The 21128-nt window shown below is 70.4% G+C and carries 19 protein-coding genes; 7 read left to right on the forward strand and 12 right to left on the reverse strand.

The window, feature by feature from the left end; all coding sequences use genetic code 11:
* Positions 1 to 398: 398 nt before the first annotated feature.
* Positions 399 to 1232: a phosphatase PAP2 family protein gene (locus tag VGC13_RS21490; protein ID WP_331127345.1), complete on the reverse strand. Its 834-nt coding sequence runs from the start codon at positions 1230 to 1232 to the stop codon at positions 399 to 401.
* Between the two features lie 70 nt (positions 1233 to 1302).
* Between VGC13_RS21490 and VGC13_RS21495 the strand changes: the two genes are divergently transcribed.
* Both VGC13_RS21495 and VGC13_RS21500 read left to right on the forward strand, forming a co-directional pair.
* Positions 1303 to 2310 carry an ABC transporter ATP-binding protein gene (locus VGC13_RS21495; protein WP_331127346.1) on the forward strand — a complete coding sequence of 336 codons (1008 nt, stop codon included), beginning with the start codon at positions 1303 to 1305 and terminating at the stop codon, positions 2308 to 2310.
* Positions 2307 to 3023, forward strand: coding sequence for a hypothetical protein (locus VGC13_RS21500; RefSeq protein ID WP_331127347.1), 717 nt, complete (start codon positions 2307 to 2309; stop codon positions 3021 to 3023). Before VGC13_RS21495 ends, VGC13_RS21500 begins: the two co-directional genes overlap by 4 nt.
* 721 nt (positions 3024 to 3744) lie before the next feature.
* Here the strand turns inward: VGC13_RS21500 and VGC13_RS21505 are convergent.
* The 4 genes from VGC13_RS21505 to VGC13_RS21520 all read right to left on the reverse strand — a co-directional run bounded on the left by VGC13_RS21505 (position 3745) and on the right by VGC13_RS21520 (position 8053).
* Positions 3745 to 4311, reverse strand: a complete 567-nt coding sequence (locus VGC13_RS21505; protein ID WP_331127348.1) for a GNAT family N-acetyltransferase — start codon at positions 4309 to 4311, stop codon at positions 3745 to 3747.
* A 319-nt stretch (positions 4312 to 4630) separates the two neighbouring features.
* On the reverse strand, positions 4631 to 5470 hold the full coding sequence (locus tag VGC13_RS21510; RefSeq protein WP_331127349.1) for a glutaminyl-peptide cyclotransferase: 840 nt from the start codon (positions 5468 to 5470) through the stop codon (positions 4631 to 4633).
* Positions 5471 to 5488: 18 nt separating this feature from the next.
* Positions 5489 to 7354: a M61 family metallopeptidase gene (locus VGC13_RS21515; RefSeq protein WP_331127350.1), complete on the reverse strand. Its 1866-nt coding sequence runs from the start codon at positions 7352 to 7354 to the stop codon at positions 5489 to 5491.
* Positions 7355 to 7870: 516 nt separating this feature from the next.
* Complete coding sequence (locus VGC13_RS21520) at positions 7871 to 8053, reverse strand: DUF1540 domain-containing protein (protein WP_331127351.1); 183 nt, start codon at positions 8051 to 8053, stop codon at positions 7871 to 7873.
* Between the two features lie 211 nt (positions 8054 to 8264).
* Here VGC13_RS21520 and VGC13_RS21525 point away from each other — a divergent pair, with 211 nt between their 5' ends.
* On the forward strand, positions 8265 to 8525 hold the full coding sequence (locus VGC13_RS21525; protein ID WP_331127352.1) for a GlsB/YeaQ/YmgE family stress response membrane protein: 261 nt from the start codon (positions 8265 to 8267) through the stop codon (positions 8523 to 8525).
* A gap of 153 nt (positions 8526 to 8678) precedes the next feature.
* Here the strand turns inward: VGC13_RS21525 and VGC13_RS21530 are convergent, their stop codons facing one another.
* The 5 genes from VGC13_RS21530 to VGC13_RS21550 form a co-directional block, all read right to left on the reverse strand.
* Positions 8679 to 9338: a class I SAM-dependent methyltransferase gene (locus VGC13_RS21530; protein WP_331127353.1), complete on the reverse strand. Its 660-nt coding sequence runs from the start codon at positions 9336 to 9338 to the stop codon at positions 8679 to 8681.
* 4 nt (positions 9339 to 9342) lie between these two features.
* Positions 9343 to 9702, reverse strand: coding sequence for a cupin domain-containing protein (locus VGC13_RS21535; RefSeq protein WP_331127354.1), 360 nt, complete (start codon positions 9700 to 9702; stop codon positions 9343 to 9345).
* Complete coding sequence (locus VGC13_RS21540) at positions 9699 to 11009, reverse strand: hypothetical protein (protein WP_331127355.1); 1311 nt, start codon at positions 11007 to 11009, stop codon at positions 9699 to 9701. Before VGC13_RS21540 ends, VGC13_RS21535 begins: the two co-directional genes overlap by 4 nt.
* A gap of 274 nt (positions 11010 to 11283) precedes the next feature.
* On the reverse strand, positions 11284 to 11835 hold the full coding sequence (locus VGC13_RS21545) for an XRE family transcriptional regulator (protein ID WP_331127356.1): 552 nt from the start codon (positions 11833 to 11835) through the stop codon (positions 11284 to 11286).
* A gap of 85 nt (positions 11836 to 11920) precedes the next feature.
* Positions 11921 to 12280: a hypothetical protein gene (locus VGC13_RS21550; protein WP_331127357.1), complete on the reverse strand. Its 360-nt coding sequence runs from the start codon at positions 12278 to 12280 to the stop codon at positions 11921 to 11923.
* 452 nt (positions 12281 to 12732) lie between these two features.
* Here VGC13_RS21550 and VGC13_RS21555 point away from each other — a divergent pair, with 452 nt between their 5' ends.
* The 3 genes from VGC13_RS21555 to VGC13_RS21565 all read left to right on the forward strand — a co-directional run bounded on the left by VGC13_RS21555 (position 12733) and on the right by VGC13_RS21565 (position 17111).
* A complete protein-coding gene (locus tag VGC13_RS21555; protein WP_331127358.1) occupies positions 12733 to 13728 on the forward strand; it encodes a hypothetical protein in 996 nt (331 codons plus the stop codon).
* Positions 13728 to 14783 carry an LLM class flavin-dependent oxidoreductase gene (locus VGC13_RS21560; protein WP_331127359.1) on the forward strand — a complete coding sequence of 352 codons (1056 nt, stop codon included), beginning with the start codon at positions 13728 to 13730 and terminating at the stop codon, positions 14781 to 14783. The genes VGC13_RS21555 and VGC13_RS21560 overlap by 1 nt, the downstream gene beginning before the upstream one ends.
* Positions 14784 to 14969: 186 nt before the next feature.
* Positions 14970 to 17111, forward strand: a complete 2142-nt coding sequence (locus VGC13_RS21565; protein ID WP_331127360.1) for a TonB-dependent receptor — start codon at positions 14970 to 14972, stop codon at positions 17109 to 17111.
* 457 nt (positions 17112 to 17568) lie between these two features.
* On the opposite strand, the gene VGC13_RS21570 is transcribed toward VGC13_RS21565, so the two are convergent.
* Together VGC13_RS21570 and VGC13_RS33515 are read right to left on the reverse strand one after the other, a co-directional pair.
* On the reverse strand, positions 17569 to 18192 hold the full coding sequence (locus tag VGC13_RS21570) for a DUF2231 domain-containing protein (RefSeq protein WP_331127361.1): 624 nt from the start codon (positions 18190 to 18192) through the stop codon (positions 17569 to 17571).
* Positions 18193 to 18365: 173 nt separating this feature from the next.
* Positions 18366 to 18845: a cold shock domain-containing protein gene (locus VGC13_RS33515; RefSeq protein ID WP_349264252.1), complete on the reverse strand. Its 480-nt coding sequence runs from the start codon at positions 18843 to 18845 to the stop codon at positions 18366 to 18368.
* A 335-nt stretch (positions 18846 to 19180) separates the two neighbouring features.
* Here VGC13_RS33515 and VGC13_RS21580 point away from each other — a divergent pair, with 335 nt between their 5' ends.
* On the forward strand, positions 19181 to 20338 hold the full coding sequence (locus VGC13_RS21580; RefSeq protein ID WP_331127362.1) for a glycosyltransferase family 2 protein: 1158 nt from the start codon (positions 19181 to 19183) through the stop codon (positions 20336 to 20338).
* The last annotated feature ends 790 nt before the right edge of the window (positions 20339 to 21128 follow it).

The raw sequence follows: 21128 nt of genomic DNA on the forward strand, positions 1-21128 counted from the left end.
GTGAAGGGGTGAAGGGGTGAAGGGGTGAAGGGGTGAAGGGGTGAAGGGGTGAAGGGGTGAAGGGGTGAAGGGGTGAAGGGGTGTGATAAAACGGAGCGGCTCCGAAGATCCGGACGCCGCTCCATCCTGTCTCCCCCGTGAACGACACTGTCATTCTGAGGAAGGCGCCTCCCCGAGCCGTCCGAAACGCTCAGCAGCCCTGTGCGCCGACCGAAGAATCTCCATCGGAAACGGGCGGGGCCGCGCGCCAAACCCCGCGTCGTCAACGCCATGATCCGCCCATCGGTGTTGCACTGAAATCACCTGCAATCGCCGACCAACGGCACATGCCCCCGATCACTTCCGCACTTCCGCACTTCCGCACTTCCGCACTTCCGCACTCACGCACTCCCGCACTCTCACACCGGCTTCGGCGGCGCGACGGGGCCGCCGGGGCCCAGGTCCTTTTCCTCCACCACCACCTCCGGCCGGCGGGTCCGGAAGTAGCGCACGGCCTCGATCCCCAGCGCGCAGATGATCGCCCACGCGGCGCCCATCACGAAGCCGGCGAGCACGTCGGACGGGTAGTGCACCCCCAGGTACAGCCGCGACCAGCCGATCAGCAGGATCACCCCGATGGCGGTGGCCCAGGTAATCCGCCGCAGCAGCTTGGTGGGCGCCAGCCGGGCGATGAGGAACGCCAGGGTGCCGTAGACGACCACCGACGTCATGGCGTGCCCGGACGGGAACGACGCCAGCCCCACGTGGGTGGTGCGCCAGGGAAACACGTCCGGACGCGGCCGGTTGAACGAGACCTTGAGCGCCGCGTTCACGAACCCCGCGCCGATCATCGACACCCACAGCAGCGCCGCGGAGTAGTGGTGGCGGCTGGACCACAGGAACACGCTGGCGATCAGCACCACCATCCAGACCACCAGCCGCGCCCCCAGCGCCGTCACCTCCAGCGCCACGTTGTCCAGCCAGGGCGCGCCCATCTGCTCCATCGCCCGCAGGATGGACTCGTCCATGTGCAGCGTCGCGCCCGCCATCACCTGCTTGGCCAGCATGGCGAAGCCGATCGACATCACCAGCACCACCATCATGCCGATCACCAGGAACGCGCCGACGGCCCGGTGAAATCCCTGCACGTGCGCGCCGATCCAGCGCAGCAGCCGGTACAGCCCGTCGTACAGGGGGCGCAGCGGCCCCGTGCGGGGAAGGGTGCGGCGGTCGTAGCGCGGTCGGTTGGCCATAGAGCGGACGAAGGCGCAGGGTCCATGCCGGGCTTGCGTCCGCCCCCCGCGCGGCGGTAGGCTCCGGGCCATGATCCGGCTAGAGAAGGTGGTAAAGGAATACGGCGGCCCCCTGGCCCGCGTGCGCGGCGAGCGCGTCCGCGCGCTGGACGGCGTGACGCTGCACGTGCCGCCCGGCGCGGCCGTGGGGCTGGTGGGGCCCAACGGCGCGGGCAAGAGCACGCTCATCCGCCTGCTGCTGGGCTACCTGAACCCCACGGCCGGCGGGGTGCAGGTGGGCGGCATGCTGCCGCGCGACTACGCCGAGCGGCGCGGCGTGGCGTACGTCCCCGACCGCGTGTCGCTTCCCCCCGCGTGGACGGTGCGCGGCGCGCTGCAGGCGTTCTCGGCGCTGGGCGAGGTGGAGCGGCCCACCGAGCGCATTCAGCGCATCATCCGCAAGCTGGGGCTTACCGAGGTGGCGGGGCGGCGGGTGGCGGCGCTCAGCAAGGGCAACCTGCAGCGGCTGGCCATTGCCCAGGCGCTCCTCGGCGACCGCAAGGTGATGGTGATGGACGAGGGAACGGACGGGCTGGACCCCGAGTGGGTGGCCCGCGTGCGCGAGATGCTGGCCGAGTGGCGCCGCGCCGACCCGGAGCGCGTCCTGGTCTTTGCCTCGCACGACCTGGACGAGGTGGAGCGCGTGGCCGACCAGGCGGTGATCCTGTCCAACGGCCGCGTCCGCGAGGTGGTGGACCTGCGCGGCGGCGCCGGCCCCGTCCCCGCGTACCGGCTGGAGGTGGAGGGCACCGCGTCCGCCCGCCGGGTGCCCGAGGCCTTTCCCGGCGCGCTTCCCCTGCGCGGCGACGGCCACACTTTCCGGGTGGAGGCCGGTGGCGCGCGCGACCTCACCCGGCGGCTGGGGGCGCTCATCCAGGCGGGCGCCGTCGTCCGCTCGGTGGCGCCGGACGCCGGCGGGCTGCGCGACCGCTACCACCGCCTGGCGCACCGGGTGGAGGAGGCGCCGAAATCCGAGGGCGCGCCGCGCGTTCCCGACGCGGCCCTGGCGGACGTGGACGGCGGGGAGGAGGGCGCATGATCCCCATCATGCTGCGCGGAATGCTGCCGCGGGTGTTGATGGTGGCGCTGCTGTGCGTCGCCTTCTTCTTCATCGAGCCCGGCTTTCACACGCACGAGGCGGCGCCGGAGGAGTTCCGGCTGGACCTGGGCGCGCTGGGGATCAGCGCCACCCTGAGCAACCTGGCGGGATTGTCGATGCTGATCCTGCTGGGCGGGTTCGTGAGCAACGACCGCCGGCAGGGCTACTACCGCCTGTTCTTTTCGCATCCCACGCGGCCGCTGGCCTTTTACGCGCTGCGCTGGGCCATGGGGCTGGCGATGGCGATGCTGGCGGCCGCCGCGTTCCTGGTGATCGGTCAGCTGGTGGCGTGGGGCAGGTTCGAGGGGGGATGGATCGGGCTGTACCTGGCGCTGCTGGCGGCGGTGGCCAACGGGGGGATGATCGCCTTTCTCTCGGTCACCCTGTCGCGCGGGGACACGTGGGTGGCGCTGGTGCTGTTCCTGTTCAACTACTTCTGGCTGCTGGCCATCTCCGCCGGCGCGCAGCCGCTGCCGGGGCCGCTGGGCGACATCCTCTCCATCGTGCTCCCCCCGCAGCTGGCGTTCAACGACGTGTACGACGGCCTGGTCCGCGGCGAGATCGTGTGGGGCGCCAGCGCCTTTGCCGCGGGATACGGCGTGTTCTGGCTTCTCCTCGCCGGCCTCGTGCTCAAGCTGCGCGACTGGCCCTGAGGGGGTGTTGCCAAACCCCCAAGCTCACGAAGAAGCGATGACTTCCTGAGGGAGCGCACCACGTGTAACCCGATTCCATACAACCGCCTGCGCGCGACCGAAGGACCTGCTCTCCGGCGAGGCGGGGCCGGCTTCATGCCGCGGGACCAGCCCCGTCGTTCTGCCGGCGAGGTCCTTCGGTCGGCGCCAAGGTGCAGTGTACAAACGAGGTACGGGGCGGCGCCTCCCTCAGGAAGTCGATCACAGGGTCAGGTTGGGCAACACCCTCTGAGGGGGTGGCTGCTTACACTCGGGAATCTCCGAAGCGATTCCAGCGGCGCTCTCCGTACCCTTGCTGGATGAACCCGGACTGTCATTCCGAGGCCCGGCCACGCTGCCGCTGGCCGAATGCGACGCAGGTTGCAGGGCCGAGGAATCTACTGTCGGCCCGCGCGAGGCCGGACGCGGCAGCCCGCGCAATCGCCGCGGTGCGAAACCGCCGGACAGGGCCAGTCCGGGGCGTCGCGTCGGGCCACGAGGAAACGGAAAGTAGATTCCTCGGTCGCGCGCCGGGTTCCGTGATCGGGCAAGGCGCGAAGCGTGCGCTCCTCGGAATGACAGATCGGGGTGTGCGGAGCGCCCGCCAGAGGGAGGGGTAGCACAGTCTGATGAACACGACGAAGCCCCCGGCGCCGTGGCACCGGGGGCTTCTGCGTGGGACAAATCTTTTCCGAATTCGCGGCTACGCAGCCCCCGGCGGAAGCTCGTGCTCCAGGATGCCGTACAGGTCCAGGTCCTCCAGCATGCCCCATTTCAGAAAGTGCTTCCGCAGCCGTCCCTCGTGCCGCATCCCGATCCTGAGCAGCACCCTGCCGGACGCCGGGTTCCGGGTGAGATGCGCGGCGGTCACGCGGTGCAAACCCAGCGTGGCGAATCCCCAGCGCACCAGCGCGTCCGCGGCCTCCGTGGCGTATCCGCGCCCCCAGTGGGCGCGGCCGATCCAGTAGCCCAGCTCCGCGCGCCGGTGCCCCGGCACCAGGCGAATTTCGATGGATCCCACCAGCGCCTCCGTCTCCCGCAGCGCGATGGCCAGCACCACCGCCTCGCCCGCCGCGTAGCGCCTGCCGTGCGTGCCGATCCACTCCTCCGCCGCGCCGTCGGGATAGGGATGCGGGATGCTGGCCGTGGTGGCCGCCACCTCGTGGTCGGCCAGGTGCGCGTGCACCGCCGCCGCGTCGTCCGGCGCAAACGGCCGCAGCACCAGCCGTCGGGTGGTCAGCGTGGGAGCCTGCGACATGGGAGACTGCATCGGCGTGGATGATCCCGGGCGGACCGCACTTGGCACTCGATACTGGGCACTTCCCCTGCAGACGAACGCCGGCCGGACCACCGCGAGTGCGGGGCCCGGCCGGCCTGTCAGAACCGCCGCCTTCAGCGCCAGATCAAGCGGAGCAACCTGCGGCCAAGGGGGAAGAACCCACCCAGGAGCCGGGTCACGGCGCCCAGGATCAGGCTTCGGAAAAGAAAGCGCAGAACCAGCATGGCGGGTTGGCGTTGAAGGAAGTTCGACGGCCTGCTCTCACGCCCGCATCCTACGGGCGCCGGCCGCCGATGGTTTCAACCGCCCGCTACGGCGCCGTACCGGCCGCCGCCCCGCCGCCGCCGATGCCCAGCGAGGGCACGCTGATCTCGTACAGCTTGGGCCACAGCTTGCCCGTCACCAGCAGCCGGTTGGCCTGCGGATCGTACGCCGTGCCGTTGAGCACCGCCTCCGGATCGCGCACCGCGGGCACCAGCGCCGACAGGTCCAGCCGCCCCTTCACCCGCCCCGTCTGCGGGTCGATGCGCACGATCTGGTTGGTGTGCCACACGTTGGCCCACACCTCGCCGCGCACCCACTCCAGCTCGTTCAGCTGGTCCACCGGCTGGCCGCCGTCCGTTACCCGGATGGTGGTGTCCACCTGGAACGACGCCGGATCCACGAAGGTCAGGTAGCTGGACCCGTCGCTCACGATCAGCCTGCGGCCGTCGGAGGCCAGCCCCCACGCCTCGCCCGTGTAGCTTACCTGGCCCGCCGGCCGCAGCGTCTCGGCGTCGTACTTGAAGGCGACGCTTTCCTTCCACGTGAGCTGGTACAGCGTATTGCCCACCGCGGCCAGGCCCTCGGCAAAGTAGGTCTGCGCCAGGTCCACCTTCTGCACCACGCGCCCCGTCTGCAGCTCCACGATGCGCAGCGACGACTCGCCGTAGCGCCCCGTGCTTTCGTACAGGCGGCCATCGTGCCACACCAGCCCCTGCGTAAAGGCGGTGGAATCGTGCGGATAGCTGCGCACCTGCTGCACGGCCACCGTCGGCGCGTTGGGCTCCATCTCAGGCTCTTTTGTAGGGTTGGGCGTTCCTTCCCTGCACGCCACCGCGACGGCCATCGCCGCGGCGCACGCGCCCATCATCATCGTCCGCGCTCGCATTGTCTCGTCCCTCCAGGGTCAGCGCCGCGCGCGAGAGCCCAGCCAGCTCTCGCGAAAGGCGCGCATCTCCGGCGTCACCCGCATCCCGGCCACCTCGTACGCCACCACCTCCAGCGCGGGGCTCCCCGCCAGCGTCATGGGCTCGGCGCGGCGCTGCCCGCGCTGCATCCACTCCACCTGCACCACGTCGCCCGCGGTGTGCGCATCCAGGACCGCCCACAGCGCGTCCGGGTCCGCCACGGCGCGCCCATCAACCGATACGATTACGTCGCCCGCGCTGATCCCCGCCGTGTACAGCGACGCGTTGGCGGGCGCGTACCCATCCACCCGCACGCCCCCCTCGGCCGGGGAGAGCGGCGCGCCCAGCCAGGGGCTTTGCGCCTGCGGCTGACGCAGCAGGAACCCGGCCCGCGCGAGCAGCGCGGCGTAGTCCACCACCTCGCGCCCCTCCACGTACCGGTCGAAGAAGTCGTCCGCGAACGCCGGGTCGCGCGTCACCTCACCGAGAACGCGGCGCAGGTCGGCCAGCGTGTACGGCCGCGCGGGCGCCAGCGCCGCCGTCTGCTCGCGGCCAAACTCGCGCCACATGGCCCGCATGTAGTCGTCCAGCGTAACGCTGTCGAAGCGGGTGCGCAGGGTAAGGTCCAGCCCCAGCGCCACCCCCGAGCCCCAGGTGTAGTACGAAAGAAAGGTGTTGACCCGGTTGTGGGGGTCGATGGATGCCGCCGCGTCCACGAACGGCGCCTGCATGCTCATCTCCACCGGCGAGAAGAAGCGCCGCCCCTGCGCCACCAAGGTCGGCGAGACGATGCCGCCGCCGATCCCCTCCGCGTACGCCGAGTCCGTCGTCAGCCCCGCGCGGCGGATGAACAGGTCGTCGTAGTAGCTGGTGAAGCCCTCGGCGAACCACAGTTCGCCGCTCATGTTGGCCTGGGTAAAGTCGAACGGCTCCAGCGCGTCGGGGCGAATGCGCTCCACGTTCCACGCGTGAAAGAACTCGTGCGACAGCGTGCCCAGGTTCTGCATCTCGCCCGTGCGCAGCGGGCGGGTGCTGCTGATGACGGTGCTGTTGCGGTGCTCCATCCCGTCGCCCGCCACCCACGGCAGGTAGTCCGCCAGAAAGGTGTACGTGCCAAAGTCGAAGCGCGGCGCCTCGCCGAACATGCCGATCTGCTCGGCGACCACCTTGCGCGCCTTGTCGGCGTAGCGGTCCAGCTCCTCCGCCGTCCCCGCGTGGTGCACGGCCAGCCGAACCGTCTGCGGGCGCCCGTCGGGGCCGGGCACCGTCCACTCGCGCACCTCCCACGGCGAAACCTCGGCGGGCGAGTCCATCAGGTACTGCAGGCTGGGCGCGGTGAACACGGACGAATCGGCCGTGGGCGCCAACTGCGTGGCCACGCGCCACCCCGCCGGCCGCTCGAAGCGCACGCGGACCGGCGCGTTCTCCATCCCCCGCGCCCACAAAAAGGTGGCGGGCGCGTTCAGGTGCGCGTGGCTGGCGTCGATGCCGGCGTAGGTGCCGTCCGCCCGGTCGCCGAACAGCGTGTACTGAATAGTGACGGTGCCGTCGTGCCCCGCCACGTCCCACTGGTGCGGGTCGGCGCGGGTAAAGGCCAGCGGGCGGCCCTGCCCGTCGGTGGCGCGGACGCCGTAGACGTTCTTGGCGAACTCGTGCAGCGCGTAGCGGCCCGGCGAGCTGCGGCTCATCCGCGCCTGCAGCGGCTGGCCGGCGGGCACGCCGCGAAAGGTGGCGGTGATCTGCGCTTCGTGGTGCACGCGGTTGGGCAGGCGGACGTCGTACTCCACGCTCTGCTGGGCGGCGGCCGGCGCCAGGGCCAGCAGCACCGCCGCGGCGGCAGGGCGGAGGGGATGGATGAAGCGCATGCGTACGGTTGGGAGCGGGCCAGTGGTGCTTGCGAGAGATTTAGCACCCCCGCGCGCCGGGTGCCAGCGCGCGGGTGCGTGGAACCGCCGATCAGGGTGCAAGGTTCCCGATGGAGAAAATCGATCAGGCTTCGGATGCTTCGAGCTGCGTCGCAGGCGCCCCCTCCGGGCTCGCATTACTCGCCAACCTCCCCCAAAACTGCTGGGGGAGGTTGGGGGTGCGGAGGGATCGCGGCTCGACGCAAGGCCTCGAGCTGCGTCGGAGGCCGCCCCCCTCTCCCGGCCTCTCCCCCATGAACTGCATGGGGGAGAGGAGAATTCGACCCCGCTCCGGATCGTTGGTCGTGCGCGTCACCCTTCCCCGCGCTGTTTGCGGGGGAGGGCCGGGAGAGGGGGGCGGCCCACCATCTCGCACAACACTGTCCGGACCGCCCCAATCCGTCTCCTATCCACAAACGCGAAGCGGGCGCCCGTGTGGACGCCCGCTCACCCTGGAGGGCCTGCCGCCACGCCGCGTTACGGACGCGGGCGGGTGTTGCGCTCCGGGGTGTAGGTGCCGCACTCGGCGCCGGCCGCGCTCACGCGCACCTCGATGGAGCCGGCGTGGCACTCGTGGTTTTCGTTGAACTTGCAGTCCGTCACGGTGCAAGCGCCAACCACCGAGGTCTGCGGCAGCGACTTTTCAAGCGGGTTCTGCATCGTCCAATCCTCCGGTTCGGGTTCGGTTGCCCACACCTTCCAGCAAGGTGCGGGCCACCTCTTCCTGCACGCAAGTATTCGATCTGCAACAACTTGCGAATGATTCTCAACCGCGCACTCTGCTGCCTCCAGACGCGATCCGCGCACCGGGGTATGGCGATTGCGCCGACCACCGTCGGGGACCGGATACATCACACGGGAAGAACGGACCATGGATCTGCTTACGTGGCTGATCGTAGGGCTTGTGGCGGGCGTGCTCGCCGGTTTGCTGGTGGGGGGCGTGGGGCTGGTGGGCGACATCGTGGTGGGGATCGTGGGCGCCTTCGTGGGCGGCTGGCTCTTTCGCCAGCTGGGCGTAACCACGCCGTTCAGCGGATTGGCGGGCACCATCTTTACCGCGTTCGTCGGCGCGGTGGTGCTGCTGGTGCTGCTGCACCTTCTCCACCGCCGCCGCGGCGGACGCCGGCTCTGATCCCCGGATCCGGCCGGACTCATCAACAGAACGACGCAGAGACGCGGGGAGATCATTCTTCCCGCGTCTCTGCGTGAGGCGCTTTCGGTCGATGGGGAACTCGATGATGCCGGTAGATGCGGCGCGTCATCCGGACGGAGCCGCATCCACCCATCAGCCCCGGTAAGCCGCGGGTGGCTTGCGCGCGAAGACGTACGCCCGGACGCTGGGATGCTCCACCTCCGGATACGGCTCGCGGATGATCGTCTCCACCTCGCCCAGCCCCGCACCGTGCAGCGCCGCCTCCACGTCCTCCGTCCTGTGGAACACGAAGTCCACGGACGCCTGCCGGCCGAACATCTCGTCCACGTGCACCACCTGCTCGCCCACGTGGAACGCGAGCAGCAGCGGCGCGCCCGGCCGCATCACCCGCTGCATTTCGCCGAGCGCGGTGCGCAGCTGCGCGGGCGAAAAGTGCACGATGGAGTAGAAGGCCACGATCCCCGCCGCCACGCCGTCCTCCAGCGGCAGCGCCAGCATGTCGCCGGCTTCAAAGACGATCCGCGGATGCCGCCGACCTGCCTCGGCGACGGCGGCGGGGGAGAGGTCCATCCCGCGCACCTCCACGCCCAGCGCGTGCAGAAACGCCGTCGTCTGCCCGCCCGGCCCGCAGCCCAGGTCGTACACCGGCCCGGCGCCCCGCACGTCCGCGGCGAAGCGCTCCAGCAGCGCGCGGTCCAGCGGCTTGCCCTGCAGCTCGTCCGCGAAGTGCTCCGCATACTCCGCCGCCACGGTGTCGTAGAAGGCGCGTACCTGCTCCGGTCCCTGGGCCATGAGATCAGATGCGTTCCAGCTCGTGCTTCGTCAGCGCGTGCTCCACGTCGCCGGTGTGCCTGGTGGAGGCGGGCTCGAAGAGCAGCACGTGCACCTCTTCGTCCGCGATGGGCCGGTGCTCCACGCCGCGCGGCACGATCAGCACCTCGCCCTCGCCCAGTTCCACGGTGCGGTCGCGGAACTCCATGCGCAGGCGGCCCTTGAGCACCAGGAACAGCTCGTCCTCGTCCGCGTGGTCGTGCCAGATGAACTCGCCCTGCAGCTTGGCCAGCTTTACGTGCTGCCCGTTCAGCTCTCCCACGATGCGCGGGTGCCAGTGGTCGCTGAACAGCGAGAGCTTTTCGGCCAGGTTGATGGCGTTCACGTCGTCTCCTCGGTCTGCGGCAAAGCCGGCGCCGCGCGATGCGTGCGCGCGGCCGGGCCGTGAAAGGTGGATGCCGGTGCCGCGGGTCGCCTGAAGATGCGCACGAGCCGGGTCAGGGCAAGAACCAGCAGCAGTCCCCACACCCCACACCAGCCCACCCGCCATCCGGTATAGGGGGTGGATGACGAGGGCGGCGCCGCGGGGACGTTCCACGGCCGCACCACGGACGACCACGCCAGGAACGCATCGCCCACGGCCAGCCGGCCAAACGCGTACGACCGCCGGCCGCGCCACTGCAGGGGTGCGCCCAGCACCTCCGGCGTGGCGCGCAGGTCCGCCGCCGCGCGGTGGTGCCCGGTCATGCGCGCCGCGGCGATCCCCACGACGGACGCGGGGGCGCTCACGCCCAGGATCACGGGCCCGGAATCGATGTCGCCCGAGCCCCGGACGCCGCGCGGATACTCGCGCACCGCCGGCAGCAGCCCCACCAGCCGCGTGGCGAAGGTCCGCTCCATCCCGGCGTACTGCGCGGCCGCGACGGCGGGGTCGATCTCGTGGATGAAGCGGATCATCAGCGCCACCGATTCGCCGCGCGGGTTCGGAAGCCCGGCGTCGTGCGGAAGCAGGCCGGTGGCCGGGTCGGCGTGCCGGAGCGCCGCCCGCAGCCACCCCTGCGCCGTCCGGGTGTAGCGCGCGTCCAGCAGCGTGCCGCAGGAGGCCAGCGCCGCCGCGCCCACGGCGTTGTCACCGGGCCACGCCATCCCCGCGTACGAGTCCAGGAACGGCCCGCCGCTCCGGAACGCGGCGTCAAGGCGCCCGCACGCGGCGCGGAACGCCGTGTCCCGCGCCGCGTCTTCGCCGCTCAGGTGCAGCGTCCCGGCGCGCAGGTGCGCCGTCCATCCCTCGTAGAAGATCCCGTGCGGAAGCCCGCCCGCCTCCCCGAAGCCGGCTTGCGAGCGAGGCGCCTCCGCAAGCACGAGCGCCCGGCGCGCCTCCGCCAGCGACCGCGCGCGCAGGGCCCCATCGGACGAGCCGCGTCCCACGTCCACCCAGGCGAGCCCATAGAGCGCCAGGGTAAAGACGCGGCCCTCCGGAAACAGCTCCTGCATGGCGTCCGCGCGCGCCTCCAGCTCCGGCCGCAGGTGCGCGAGCTGCGCCAGCGCCACGCGCGTGCCGCCCGCGCCCGACGGGTCCGGCGCCAGCACCACGCGCCCGATCGCGAGCACCGCCAGCAGCGCGGCGAGCCCCCACGCGAACGCCCTCAGCGCGCGCGAAAGGCGCCCGGGCTCGCGTCGGCGCCGGTTCATCAGCTCAAGCAAAATTGTACCGGCGGGTCATCATCGGCAGGCTCGGCGAGGGCGAGAGGGGATGATCCCCATCCCGTTCCGCGCGCGGTGGGCGCATCGCAATCTGACGAGCCGGGCTGACGAGGCAAGTCCGCAGCGCCTGCTTGGAGAGGCGCCAATCTTCGCGTGGCGGTGCGGCTACGCGTTCTTGGCCACCCTGCTGCATCCGGAACGCACGCGGGCGCTCCGTTATCGGGGCGCCCGCTGTGCTCCATCGGCCGTGGCCCCTCTCCGTCTACGCCTGCGAGGTGTCCGCTGGCGTGCCGCCACTGCGCGTGTCCGCAGACTGGAGGTCGACGTACACGGTCTCACCCGGAAACCTGGCCACCAGGTACAACTCGCCGCCCATGGCCGCGACGACGTTGCGGAGCGTGCCGACCAGCATGTCGCGCCTGCGCTCCATCCGTGAGCACGCGCCCTGATTTATGCAGAGCCGTTGTGCCAGCTCCATCTGCGACAGCTTCCGCGCTTCCCGGAGTTCCGGGAGCGTAGCCCGCGTGGGCGGCTTGGTGGGGGTCTGGCTCAGGAGCAGCGCCTTGGCACGATGGTATGCGGATTCTACATCCTCAAACACTTCGTCGGGGCCCGTGCCGAAATCGTCGTCGGCAGGCGTGGACAGGCCGAACCCCCTGCCTGGGCGCCATTCGATCACCAGATCGTACCCCTTCAAGGCCACATCCAGGAACCAGCCGCCGGTTTCCGTGCGAGGCTTCAGGATCGAATACGAGCCATCCGGAAAACGCTGCTCGAGCATTTTCCACAGACGTTCCATGTCGTTGGCCGCCATGGCTGGCTACCCCCAGATGTGCGTGATCGATGCTGTGAACGCCGACCCGGTTTCACCGGCGGTGAGAACCTGTGAGAGGCCCGCGTCAGTCCAGTTCCCAGACTCCCAGACCGTCTCTTCCTGGCTTTCGGAATGTGACGTCACCCGACGCGTCGCGGATCTCGGCCGATCCGTTGTCTCCGATGTAGACCAGGTTTTTCCGCGCTCGTAACAGGGTTACGCGCGGATGCCCCGCCACATCGAATACGTTGTCATCGTAAACCGGATAGATCCGTCCGTCATTGCGCCAGTTCGCGGGGTCGTAGGGAATTCCGGTCAGCTGGTCCTCCACCGCGTTGATGACATCGGCCAGCTGCGCACGCATCTCGTCGAACGTTCCGGCAGCGGGCGCCTGTGTCAGTCGACGGTAAATCTCTTGAAGCCGGTGCTGCTTCGGCGCCTCCATGCCCCTCCTCGCGAACGGCATGCCTTCAAAGGCATTATCACCTCCAAGGCATGCGGTTGTCAACCCGCGACGAGCACTCCTGCCCAGCACGCCGTAGCCGGGTCGAGAGTACCAGGAAGGCGCAATGGTACATGGAAATCCGTTGCTGTTCAATCTGTTCTCTTTTGGCGTCACCCTGCAGGCGGATTGCGCGACGCCGGGTTGCGCGTTCCGACGATGGTTTGTATCCTCCATCCCATGCTGAACATCCGCGCCGCGCACATGTGCCGTTGTTGTCCCATGCGCTCCCGCACCACGGGGAGGGCAGGCATCGGCGCGCGGGTACGGGTCATCAGCTGACCTGACCGGCCGGGACAAAAACCCCGGCAACGCAACGAAACCGAAAGCCGCGACTCCCCTGGAGCCGCGGCTTTTTGCTTTCCATCACCCGACGCACACGGAGACGCGTTTCCATGTCCACAGTACCGGCAGACCGGCCCATCGGCATCTTCTACGAGCACCCGGAGTGGTTCAAGCCGCTGTTCGCGGAGCTGGACCGCCGCGGCACGCCGTACGTAAAGCTGCACGCCGACGAGCACGTCTTCGACCCCGCCGACAGGCCGGCGTACTCGCTGGTCTTCAACCGCATGAGCCCGTCGGCATACCTGCGCGGCCGCGGCGACGCCATCTTCTACACGCAGGCCTTCCTGGCGCACCTGGAGCGCCGCGGCGTCCGCGTGGTGAACGGGACGGAGGCGTTCGCCAACGAGATCAGCAAGGCGGCGCAGCTGGCGCTCATCGAGTCGCTGGGCCTTCCCTATCCCCGGGCGCGCGTCATCCACCGGGGCTCGCAGGCGCCGGCCGCGGCCCAGGGGCTGCGCTGGCCCATTGCGGTAAAGCCCAACATCGGCGGGAGCGGCGCGGGGGTGCGCAAGTTCGAGACGGCCGAGGCGCTCGCCGAGGCGGCGGAGGCCGGGCTGGACCTGGGGATCGACAGCACGGGGCTGGTGCAGGAGTTCATCCCCCAGGAGGAAAGCCGCATCGTCCGGGTGGAGGTGCTGGGCGGCAAGTACCTGTACGGGATCCGCATCTACACACCCGGCACGTCGTTCGACTTGTGCCCCGCGGACGTGTGCCAGCGCGTGGACGGCGCCGAGCTGGACGCGCAGGTGTGCGCGGTGGACGCGCCCAGGCGCGGGCTGCGCGTGGAGGGCTACGAGCCGCCGCGCCCGGTGATCGAGGCGGTGGAGCGCATCATGGCCGAGGCGCGCATCGAGGTGGGCGGCATCGAGTACATGATCGACTCGCGCGACGGGCAGCTGTACTACTACGACGTCAACGCGCTCAGCAACTTCGTGGCGGACGCGCCCAACGTGATCGGCTTCGATCCGTTCGCGCGGCTGGCGGACTGGCTGGAGCGCGAGGCCGCCGCGGCGGTGGCTGTCCGGGTGGAGAAGGAGGCGGCCTGATGCGCTTTGGATACTGGATGCCCGTCTTTGGCGGCTGGCTGCGCAACGTGGACGACGAGGGGATGGAGGCCACCTGGGCGTACGCCAGGCGCCTGGCCCAGCGCAGCGAGCAGATCGGCTTCGATCTTACCCTGGTCGCCGAGCTGAACCTGAACGACATCAAGGGGATGGACGCGCCGTCGCTGGACGCGTGGAGCACCACGGCGGCGCTGGCGGCGGTCACGGAGCGGCTGGAGATCATGACCGCCGTCCGCCCCACCTTCCACGCGCCGGCGCTGCTGGCCAAGCAGGCCGCCAACATCGACCGCATCAGCGGCGGCCGGCTGTCGCTGAACGTGGTCTCCAGCTGGTGGGCCACGGAGGCAAAGAAGTACGGCGTGCAGTTCGACCAGCACGACGACCGCTACGCGCGCACCGGCGAGTGGCTGGACGTGGTGGACGGGATGTGGAAGGAGCCGCGCTTTTCGTACTCGGGCACGTACTACTCGGTGGATGACGCCATCCTGGAGCCCAAGCCCGCCCGCCGTCCGCGGCCGACGATCTACGCCGGCGGCGAAAGCCCCGCGGCCAAGGCGCTGATCGCGCAAAAGTGCGACGCCTGGCTCACCCACGGCGATCCGCCGGAGACCATCGGCGCCAAGGTGGCGGACATGCGCGCGCGGCGGGACGCGCTGTCGCTTCCTCCCATGCAGTTCGGCGCGGCGGGGTACGCGGTGGTGCGGAGTTCGGAGGCGCAGGCGCGGGCGGAGATCGCGCGCATCACCGACGTAAAGCAGAGCGCCAAGGGCTACGCCAACTACCAGGACTGGATCGGCAACACGCAGCTGGAGCAGCAGGTGAGCCTGGAGGACTATTCGGTGAGCAACCGCGGGCTCAAGGCCGGCCTGGTGGGCACGCCCGAGCAGGTGGCCGAGCGCATCCTGGAGTTCGAGCGCGCGGGGCTGGACCTGCTGCTCCTGCAGTTCTCTCCCCAGCTGGAGGAGATGGAGCGCTTCGCCGAGGAGGTGATCCCGCTGGTCAACGGCACCCGTCCCGCGGAGCGCGCGGCGGCATAGCATCCGGCCCGGCAAAAGATTTGTCTCACGCAGAGGCCACAGAGGCCGCAGAGGAATTCACTCCGCGTCCTCTGCTCCCTCTGCGTGAGACATTTTTCCGGTGTTTATCCGCTGCGCCTTCCTCTTGCGATGTACGTTGCTGTACGTTGCACGCATGCACCCGCTCTGACGCACACTGATGGCATGATGCGCCCGATCGCACGCATCCTCTCGTTCCTCCTGCTTTCCGCCGTCGCGGTGCCGCTGCACGCGCAGGTGCCCTCGGACACGGCGCGCGCCGACACCGTGCGGCTGCCGGAGGTGACGGTGACGGCCACGCGGGTCCCGGCGCGCATCCTGGACGTGCCGCTGGCGGTGACGGTGGTGGATCGCGCCGAGTTGCGCGAAGCCGCGGGGAACCGGGTGGACCAGGCGCTGCGCACCGTGCCGGGCGTACTGGCGCAGTCGCGTGCGGGCGGCACGGACCTGCGTATCATCATCCGCGGATTCGGCGCGCGCGGGGCCGGCGACCGCTCCAATGCGGGGACGACGCGCGGCATCCGCATCATCCAGGATGGCGTGCCGGAGACGGAGCCGGACGGACGCACCTCCATGGACCTGGTGGACCTGGGCGCGGTGGAGGAGATGGAGGTGGTGCGATCCAACGCGTCCGCGCTGTGGGGGAACGCGGCGGGCGGAGTCGTCAGCTTTTCCTCCGTTCCCTCCTTTGACCGGACGTTTGCGGAGGCGCAGCAGCAGGCCGGCGGATTCGGGCTGATGCGCCACGTCCTTCGCGGCGGGCTCCTGCTGGGCGCGGCGCGGACGTACGTGACGGCCACGCGCACGGAGCAGGAGGGGTGGCGCGCCAACTCCGCGGGGCGGCGCACGCTGGTGAACGCGGGGATGGTGGCACCGCTGGGCGCGCGGACGGAGGTGCGGCTGCACGCGCTGGCGGCGGACAACCGCTTCGGCATTCCCGGACCGCTGACCCGCGCGGCGCTGGACGCCGATCCGCGGCAGGCGAACGCCGTGTACGCGGAGCGGCGCGAGCGGCGGCACAACCGTCTGGCGCGCGGCTCCGTGCACGTAGACCACCGCGCCGGCGAGCGGGTCGCGGTGAGTGCGATGCTCTTCGCGCAGCCCAAGCACCTGCGGCGCAGCGAGCGCGGCACTTACCGCGACTTCGACCGCCACCACCTGGGCGGCAGCCTGGGCGCGCGCTGGGAGCACGCCGCCACACCTGGGCTCTCCGCCACCCTTGCCGCCGGCGTGGACCACGCGCGGCAGGGTGGCGCCGGCATCTTCTACTCGCTCACGGAGGATGCGGAAAAGGGGACGGAGGTGCGCTCGCACCAGCGCGAGGGCAGCGCCAACCTGGGCGTCTACGCGCAGGAGCAGCTGTCGCTTGGCGAGCGGCTGGAGCTGGTGGTGGGCACGCGGTGGGACGCCGTGACGTACGACGTGGAGGACGTGCTGGATCCACGGTTGAGCGACCGGCGCAGCTTCCGGCGGCTGTCGCCCAAGCTGGGCGTGGTGTGGCGCACGTCGCCGGAAGGCAGCCTGTACGCCGCCGTCGGCGGAGGCGTGGAGGCGCCCGCGGGGAACGAAACCGACCCCGTGAGCACCTTTGGGCAGGACACGGTGCACGGCATCAATCCCCTGCTGCGCCCCATCCGCTCCACCACCTGGGAAGCGGGCGCCAAGGGGCTCCACGCGCGCGGCGACGGCGTCGTGCGGGCCTTCAGCTACGACGTGGCGCTGTACTGGACGGAGGTGCGCGACGAGATCGTCCCCTATCGCGGCGGGCGGTTCTACTTCAGCGCCGGGGCCGTGCGCCGCCGCGGCGCGGAGCTGGGGATGCGGGTGGTGGCGGCGCCCGGGCTGGAGCTGGACGCGGCGCTGGCGGGGAACGACCATCGCTACACGCGCTATGCGGTGGACAGCGTGCACTACGCCCGCCCCGGCGCCGTAGCCGACTTCAGCGGCAACCGCGTGGTGGGGGTGCCGGACCTGCACGGCTCCGCCGCGCTGCGCTTTTCCCCGCCCTTTCGCCGCGAGGTGGAACTGGGCTTGGTGCTGCAGTGGGTGGACGGCTTCTGGGCGGATGACGCGAACGCGGTGCGGGTGCCGGGCTACGCGCTATGGAGCGCGCGGGTGGGGCTGCGGCCCGTGCGCCTGGCCGGTGGCCTCACGCTGCACGGATCGGTGGGCGTGGAGAACCTGGCGAACGCGCGCTACGTCGCCTCCGCGTTCCTGAACCCCGACGTGGTGGAGGGGGAGCCTGTGGCGTTCGAGCCCGGCCTGCCCCGCCACGCCGTCGCCACGATCTCCCTCGGCTGGGGCCGCTAGCGTCACATCCCCCGGTCGCAACACGGTCTGTCATTCCGAGGCCCGGCCACGCTGTCGCCGGATGAATGCGACGCAGGTTGCAGGGCCGAGGAATCTACCGTCGGTCCACGCGAGGCCGGACGCGGCAGCCCGCGCGATTGCCGCGGCGTCGAAAACCGCCAGACGGGGCCGGTCCGGGGCATCGCGGCAGGCCACGAGGAGACGGACAGTAGATTCCTCGGTCGCGCACCGGGTCTTGTGATCGGAAGGAGTGTGGTGTGTGCGCTCCCTCGGAATGACAGATCAGGGGGGATGTGCGGCCGACTGGCGAGGGGCTGGCTCCCGTGCTCGGAAGCCAGCCCCTCGGTTCTGCCGGCGAGGTCCTTCGGTCGGCGCCACAGTACATCGTACGGTCACGCCCAGCGCGGCGCCTCCCTCAGGAAGTCATTCTCCGAAGCGGCGTAGAAACATCCGCAGACTACGCGTCGCGCGGCAGCGACGCGTGGCGCTCGGGATCGTCGAACGCCTTGTCGAGCGACGTGAGGACCGGGACCAGCTCGCCGGACGCGGTTTCCGCCGCGGCCCCGCGCACGCCGTCCACCAGGTTCTGCGCCGCGATCCGCGCCGACTCGCCCACGTTGCCGAGGCCGACTTCCGGGCCGCGCGCCTCGTTCAATCCGCCGGCGGGCTTTACGCCCACGCCGTGCTCGTACGGCAGCCGCCCGCCCAGGTACGCGCTGTACCCCATCACCCCCAGCGCGGAAAGCCCCAGGGCCAGGTAGCCCAGCCCCGGCCGCCGCCGGCGCACCCGCGCGACGGCCATGGCCGTGGTGAGCGCCACCAGCCCCGCGTTCAGCGTGCGGTGCGTGACCAGAATGTCGTGCGCCTGCCCCTCCGCGTGCACCGCCTGCTGCGCCATCAGCCCGAACGCCGCCGCGTTGATGGCCGATGCCGCCGCCACCGGCATGGTGCGTCGCCCCATCTCCATCAGCGTGTAGTCGCCCGTCAGCCGCCCCAGCGCATCCACCCCCAGAGAGAGGGGAAGGAGCGCGATGGGAAAGTGCACGACCGCGGGGTGCATCTCCTGAAGCCCGACCGGCATCGCTCGCCTCCGTTCCTGCCGTTCATCCACCGTCCTAATCGGGGGATGCACATCGGCAGGATCGGGTCCACGGGAGCGAACAGGTGATGCCGCAAGCGCAAAACCCGCCGCTCAGGCCATCGAGCGGCGGGTGCGTGTTTCGGTCGATTGTCTGCCGCGGATGCGGACGACGGCTACCAGTCGTCGCCGTTGCCGTAGTCGCGGCGCCCGCCGCGGCCACCGCCACCGCCGCCCCAGCCGCCGCTGTCGCGACCGCCGCCGCCGTTGCCACGGCCGCCGGCTCCACCGCCGCGGTTGTATCCGCCGCCACCGCCGCCGCTCCGGTCGGCGTATCCACCGCCGCCGCCGTATCCGCCGCTGGAGCCGCTGTCCGCGTATCCACCGCTGCTGCGGCCGTAGCCGCCGGACTGGCTCATGTCGGCCGGCTGGCTGTCGCCCTCCGGCGCGTTCAGGCGCACCAGGTTGGCGGCCTTGAGACCCTTGGGCTCTTCGATGACCTCGAACTCCACGGGCTCGCCCTGCTCCAGCGTCTTGAAGCCGCGCCCCGAGATGCCGCTGTGGTGAACGAAGATGTCGGTGCCGTCATCGCGGGTGACGAAACCGAAGCCCTTTTCCTGCGAGAACCACTTGACCGTACCGGATGCGCGTTCCATGGGACGTTGCTGGGTGGGGGGACCGGGTGGAGCAGAACCGGGGGGCGCCTGTCCGCACGGATCGTTCCCGTCCTGCGGCACACTGAAGCAGGTTGGTTCACCGTTCTATCCAGGTGAAGGCAAGCCCCGTGTTTACGCGATTTTTCGAGTGATTCCGGGAGCTGCGGACGCCCGCCGGCCGCGCCGAACACGCCAGTGACGCAGGAACAGGCGGGGCACGAATGCCCCGGTCTGCCCCTTGCCCGCCACGCACGGCCGGGGCAGCGGACGTGTGTTACATTCCGCGACGGGCCCCTCCATGAAGAGGTGCATCGCCGCGATACCGGGTTCACGGAATGACCGAATCGATCCTGTTCTGGCTGGCCGCGGTGACCGCCGCCTTCTTTGCCGCCGCCTTCGTGGAGCTGGCGCGCGGCGGCCGCAGCCTCAAGCACATGCACCTGCTGCCGCCCGCGGACCCTGCGGCCATGCCGTCCGTCAGCATCGTCATCGCCGCGCGAAACGAGGAGAGGGGGATCGAGCCCGCCCTGCGCTCCGTTCTTCGGCAGCAGGGGGAGCGGATCGAGGTGGTGGTCGTCGACGACCGCTCCGACGACGCCACGGGCGCCATCCTGGACCGCATGGCCGCGGAGGACCCCCGGCTGCGCGTGGTGCACGTGGCCGAGCTGCCGGCCGGGTGGCTGGGAAAGAACCACGCGCTGTGGCTGGGCGCCCAGGCCGCGCGCGGCGAGCTGCTGCTGTTTACCGACGCCGACGTGGTGATGAAGCCCGACACCGTGCTGCGCGCCGCCGGCCACGTACAGGGCGAGCGGCTGGACCACCTGACCGCCGCGCCGCGCCTGGTGATGCCGGGCCTGCTGCTGCAGACGTTCGGCGTGGTGTTCGGCATCATGTTCTCGCTCTTCACCCGCCCCTGGAAGGTGCGCGACCCGCGCAGCCGGGCCCACGTGGGCATCGGCGCGTTCAACCTGGTGCGCGCCGACACCTACCGGCGCATCGGGACGCACCGGGCCATCGCCATGCGCCCGGACGACGACGTGAAGCTGGGCAAGCTGGTCAAGAAGAACGGCGGCGCGCAGGAGTGCGTGGTGGCCGCCGAGCAGATTTCGGTGGAGTGGTACCACTCCGTGCGCGAGGCGGTGCGCGGGCTGCGCAAGAACGGGTTTGCGGGGGTGGACTACCGCCTGTCGCTGGTGATGCTGGCCACCGTGTCGCAGCTGGTGTTCTTCATGTGGCCGTTCGCCGCCGTGTGGATGACGGACGGGTGGACGCGCGCGCTGTACGCCGTCTCCATCATCATCCTGCTGCTGATGTACGCCGGCGCCGCCGCCGCGCAGGGATCCCCCGTGTGGCATGGGATCCTGTTCCCGCTGGCCTCCACCATGTTCATCGTCGTGGTGTGGAACGCCACCCTGTACGCGCTGGTGAACCGCGGCATCGAGTGGCGCGGCACCCACTACCCGCTGGACGAGCTGAAGGCGAACAAGGTGTGACGTGCTCGGACGGTTTCGTGCGAGGGGCACGCCCCCTCCGGGCTCGCACCACTCGCCCACCTCCCCCAAAACTGCTGGGGGAGGTTGGGGTAGGGCTGGGATCGAGAATCGGCGAACGGGATCGAACTGCGCCCGACGGGCCCCCTCTCCCCCGGCCCTTCTCCCCCGCTGCGCGGGAGAAAGGGGAGAATTCGATCCCGCTTCGGACGGCTCGTGCGTGGGGCACGCCCCCTCCGGGCTCGCATTACTCGCCCACCTCCCCCAAAACTGCTGGGGGAGGTTGGGGATAAGGCAGAGATAGAGGCTCGACGAACGGGATCGAACTGGCGCTCGACGCGGCCCTTCTCCCCCGCTGCGCGGGAGAAAGGGGAGAATTCGATCCCGCTCCGGACGGCTTCGTGCGTGGGGCGCGCCCCCTCCGGGCTCGCATTACTCGCCCACCTCCCCCAAAACTGCTGGGGGAGGTTGAACTTCGATGCTGCTTCGATCCCGCCACGTGGCAGGCACCTGCCCCTGCACCACGGCCGCCAGTCCGCGAAGGCGGCCTTCGTGTGGTCGTTGCAGCGAATTCATTCGCCCTTCCGTCGTGCCCCCTCCACATCCGCATCCCACCGCCCCCATATCCCACTGTCCCCTGTAACCTGTCCCCTGTACCCTATCCCCCGTTGACACAACCCCGCGCCGCGGCTAGGTTTGCGGCCAGCGTAAGGGCCCGGCAAAGGCCCGCGACAGAGCAGGACGCGCACGGAGGATCGGCCGGCCTCGCCGGGGTCCTCCTTTTCGTGCACGC

Origin of the sequence: Longimicrobium sp., from assembly GCF_036399255.1 — a bacterium.
In the GTDB taxonomy this organism is placed as follows: Bacteria; Gemmatimonadota; Gemmatimonadetes; order Longimicrobiales; family Longimicrobiaceae; genus Longimicrobium.

Bases quoted from the DNA above. Each gene is read 5' to 3' on its own strand.
- VGC13_RS21490 (WP_331127345.1), bottom strand. From the start codon at position 1,232: ATGGCCAACCGACCGCGCTACGACCGCCGCACCCTTCCCCGCACGGGG.
- VGC13_RS21495 (WP_331127346.1), top strand. From the start codon at position 1,303: ATGATCCGGCTAGAGAAGGTGGTAAAGGAATACGGCGGCCCCCTGGCC.
- VGC13_RS21500 (WP_331127347.1), top strand. From the start codon at position 2,307: ATGATCCCCATCATGCTGCGCGGAATGCTGCCGCGGGTGTTGATGGTG.
- VGC13_RS21505 (WP_331127348.1), bottom strand. From the start codon at position 4,311: ATGCAGTCTCCCATGTCGCAGGCTCCCACGCTGACCACCCGACGGCTG.
- VGC13_RS21510 (WP_331127349.1), bottom strand. From the start codon at position 5,470: ATGCGAGCGCGGACGATGATGATGGGCGCGTGCGCCGCGGCGATGGCC.
- VGC13_RS21515 (WP_331127350.1), bottom strand. From the start codon at position 7,354: ATGCGCTTCATCCATCCCCTCCGCCCTGCCGCCGCGGCGGTGCTGCTG.
- VGC13_RS21520 (WP_331127351.1), bottom strand. From the start codon at position 8,053: ATGCAGAACCCGCTTGAAAAGTCGCTGCCGCAGACCTCGGTGGTTGGC.
- VGC13_RS21525 (WP_331127352.1), top strand. From the start codon at position 8,265: ATGGATCTGCTTACGTGGCTGATCGTAGGGCTTGTGGCGGGCGTGCTC.
- VGC13_RS21530 (WP_331127353.1), bottom strand. From the start codon at position 9,338: ATGGCCCAGGGACCGGAGCAGGTACGCGCCTTCTACGACACCGTGGCG.
- VGC13_RS21540 (WP_331127355.1), bottom strand. From the start codon at position 11,009: ATGAACCGGCGCCGACGCGAGCCCGGGCGCCTTTCGCGCGCGCTGAGG.
- VGC13_RS21545 (WP_331127356.1), bottom strand. From the start codon at position 11,835: ATGGCGGCCAACGACATGGAACGTCTGTGGAAAATGCTCGAGCAGCGT.
- VGC13_RS21550 (WP_331127357.1), bottom strand. From the start codon at position 12,280: ATGGAGGCGCCGAAGCAGCACCGGCTTCAAGAGATTTACCGTCGACTG.
- VGC13_RS21555 (WP_331127358.1), top strand. From the start codon at position 12,733: ATGTCCACAGTACCGGCAGACCGGCCCATCGGCATCTTCTACGAGCAC.
- VGC13_RS21560 (WP_331127359.1), top strand. From the start codon at position 13,728: ATGCGCTTTGGATACTGGATGCCCGTCTTTGGCGGCTGGCTGCGCAAC.
- VGC13_RS21565 (WP_331127360.1), top strand. From the start codon at position 14,970: ATGCGCCCGATCGCACGCATCCTCTCGTTCCTCCTGCTTTCCGCCGTC.
- VGC13_RS21570 (WP_331127361.1), bottom strand. From the start codon at position 18,192: ATGCCGGTCGGGCTTCAGGAGATGCACCCCGCGGTCGTGCACTTTCCC.
- VGC13_RS33515 (WP_349264252.1), bottom strand. From the start codon at position 18,845: ATGGAACGCGCATCCGGTACGGTCAAGTGGTTCTCGCAGGAAAAGGGC.
- VGC13_RS21580 (WP_331127362.1), top strand. From the start codon at position 19,181: ATGACCGAATCGATCCTGTTCTGGCTGGCCGCGGTGACCGCCGCCTTC.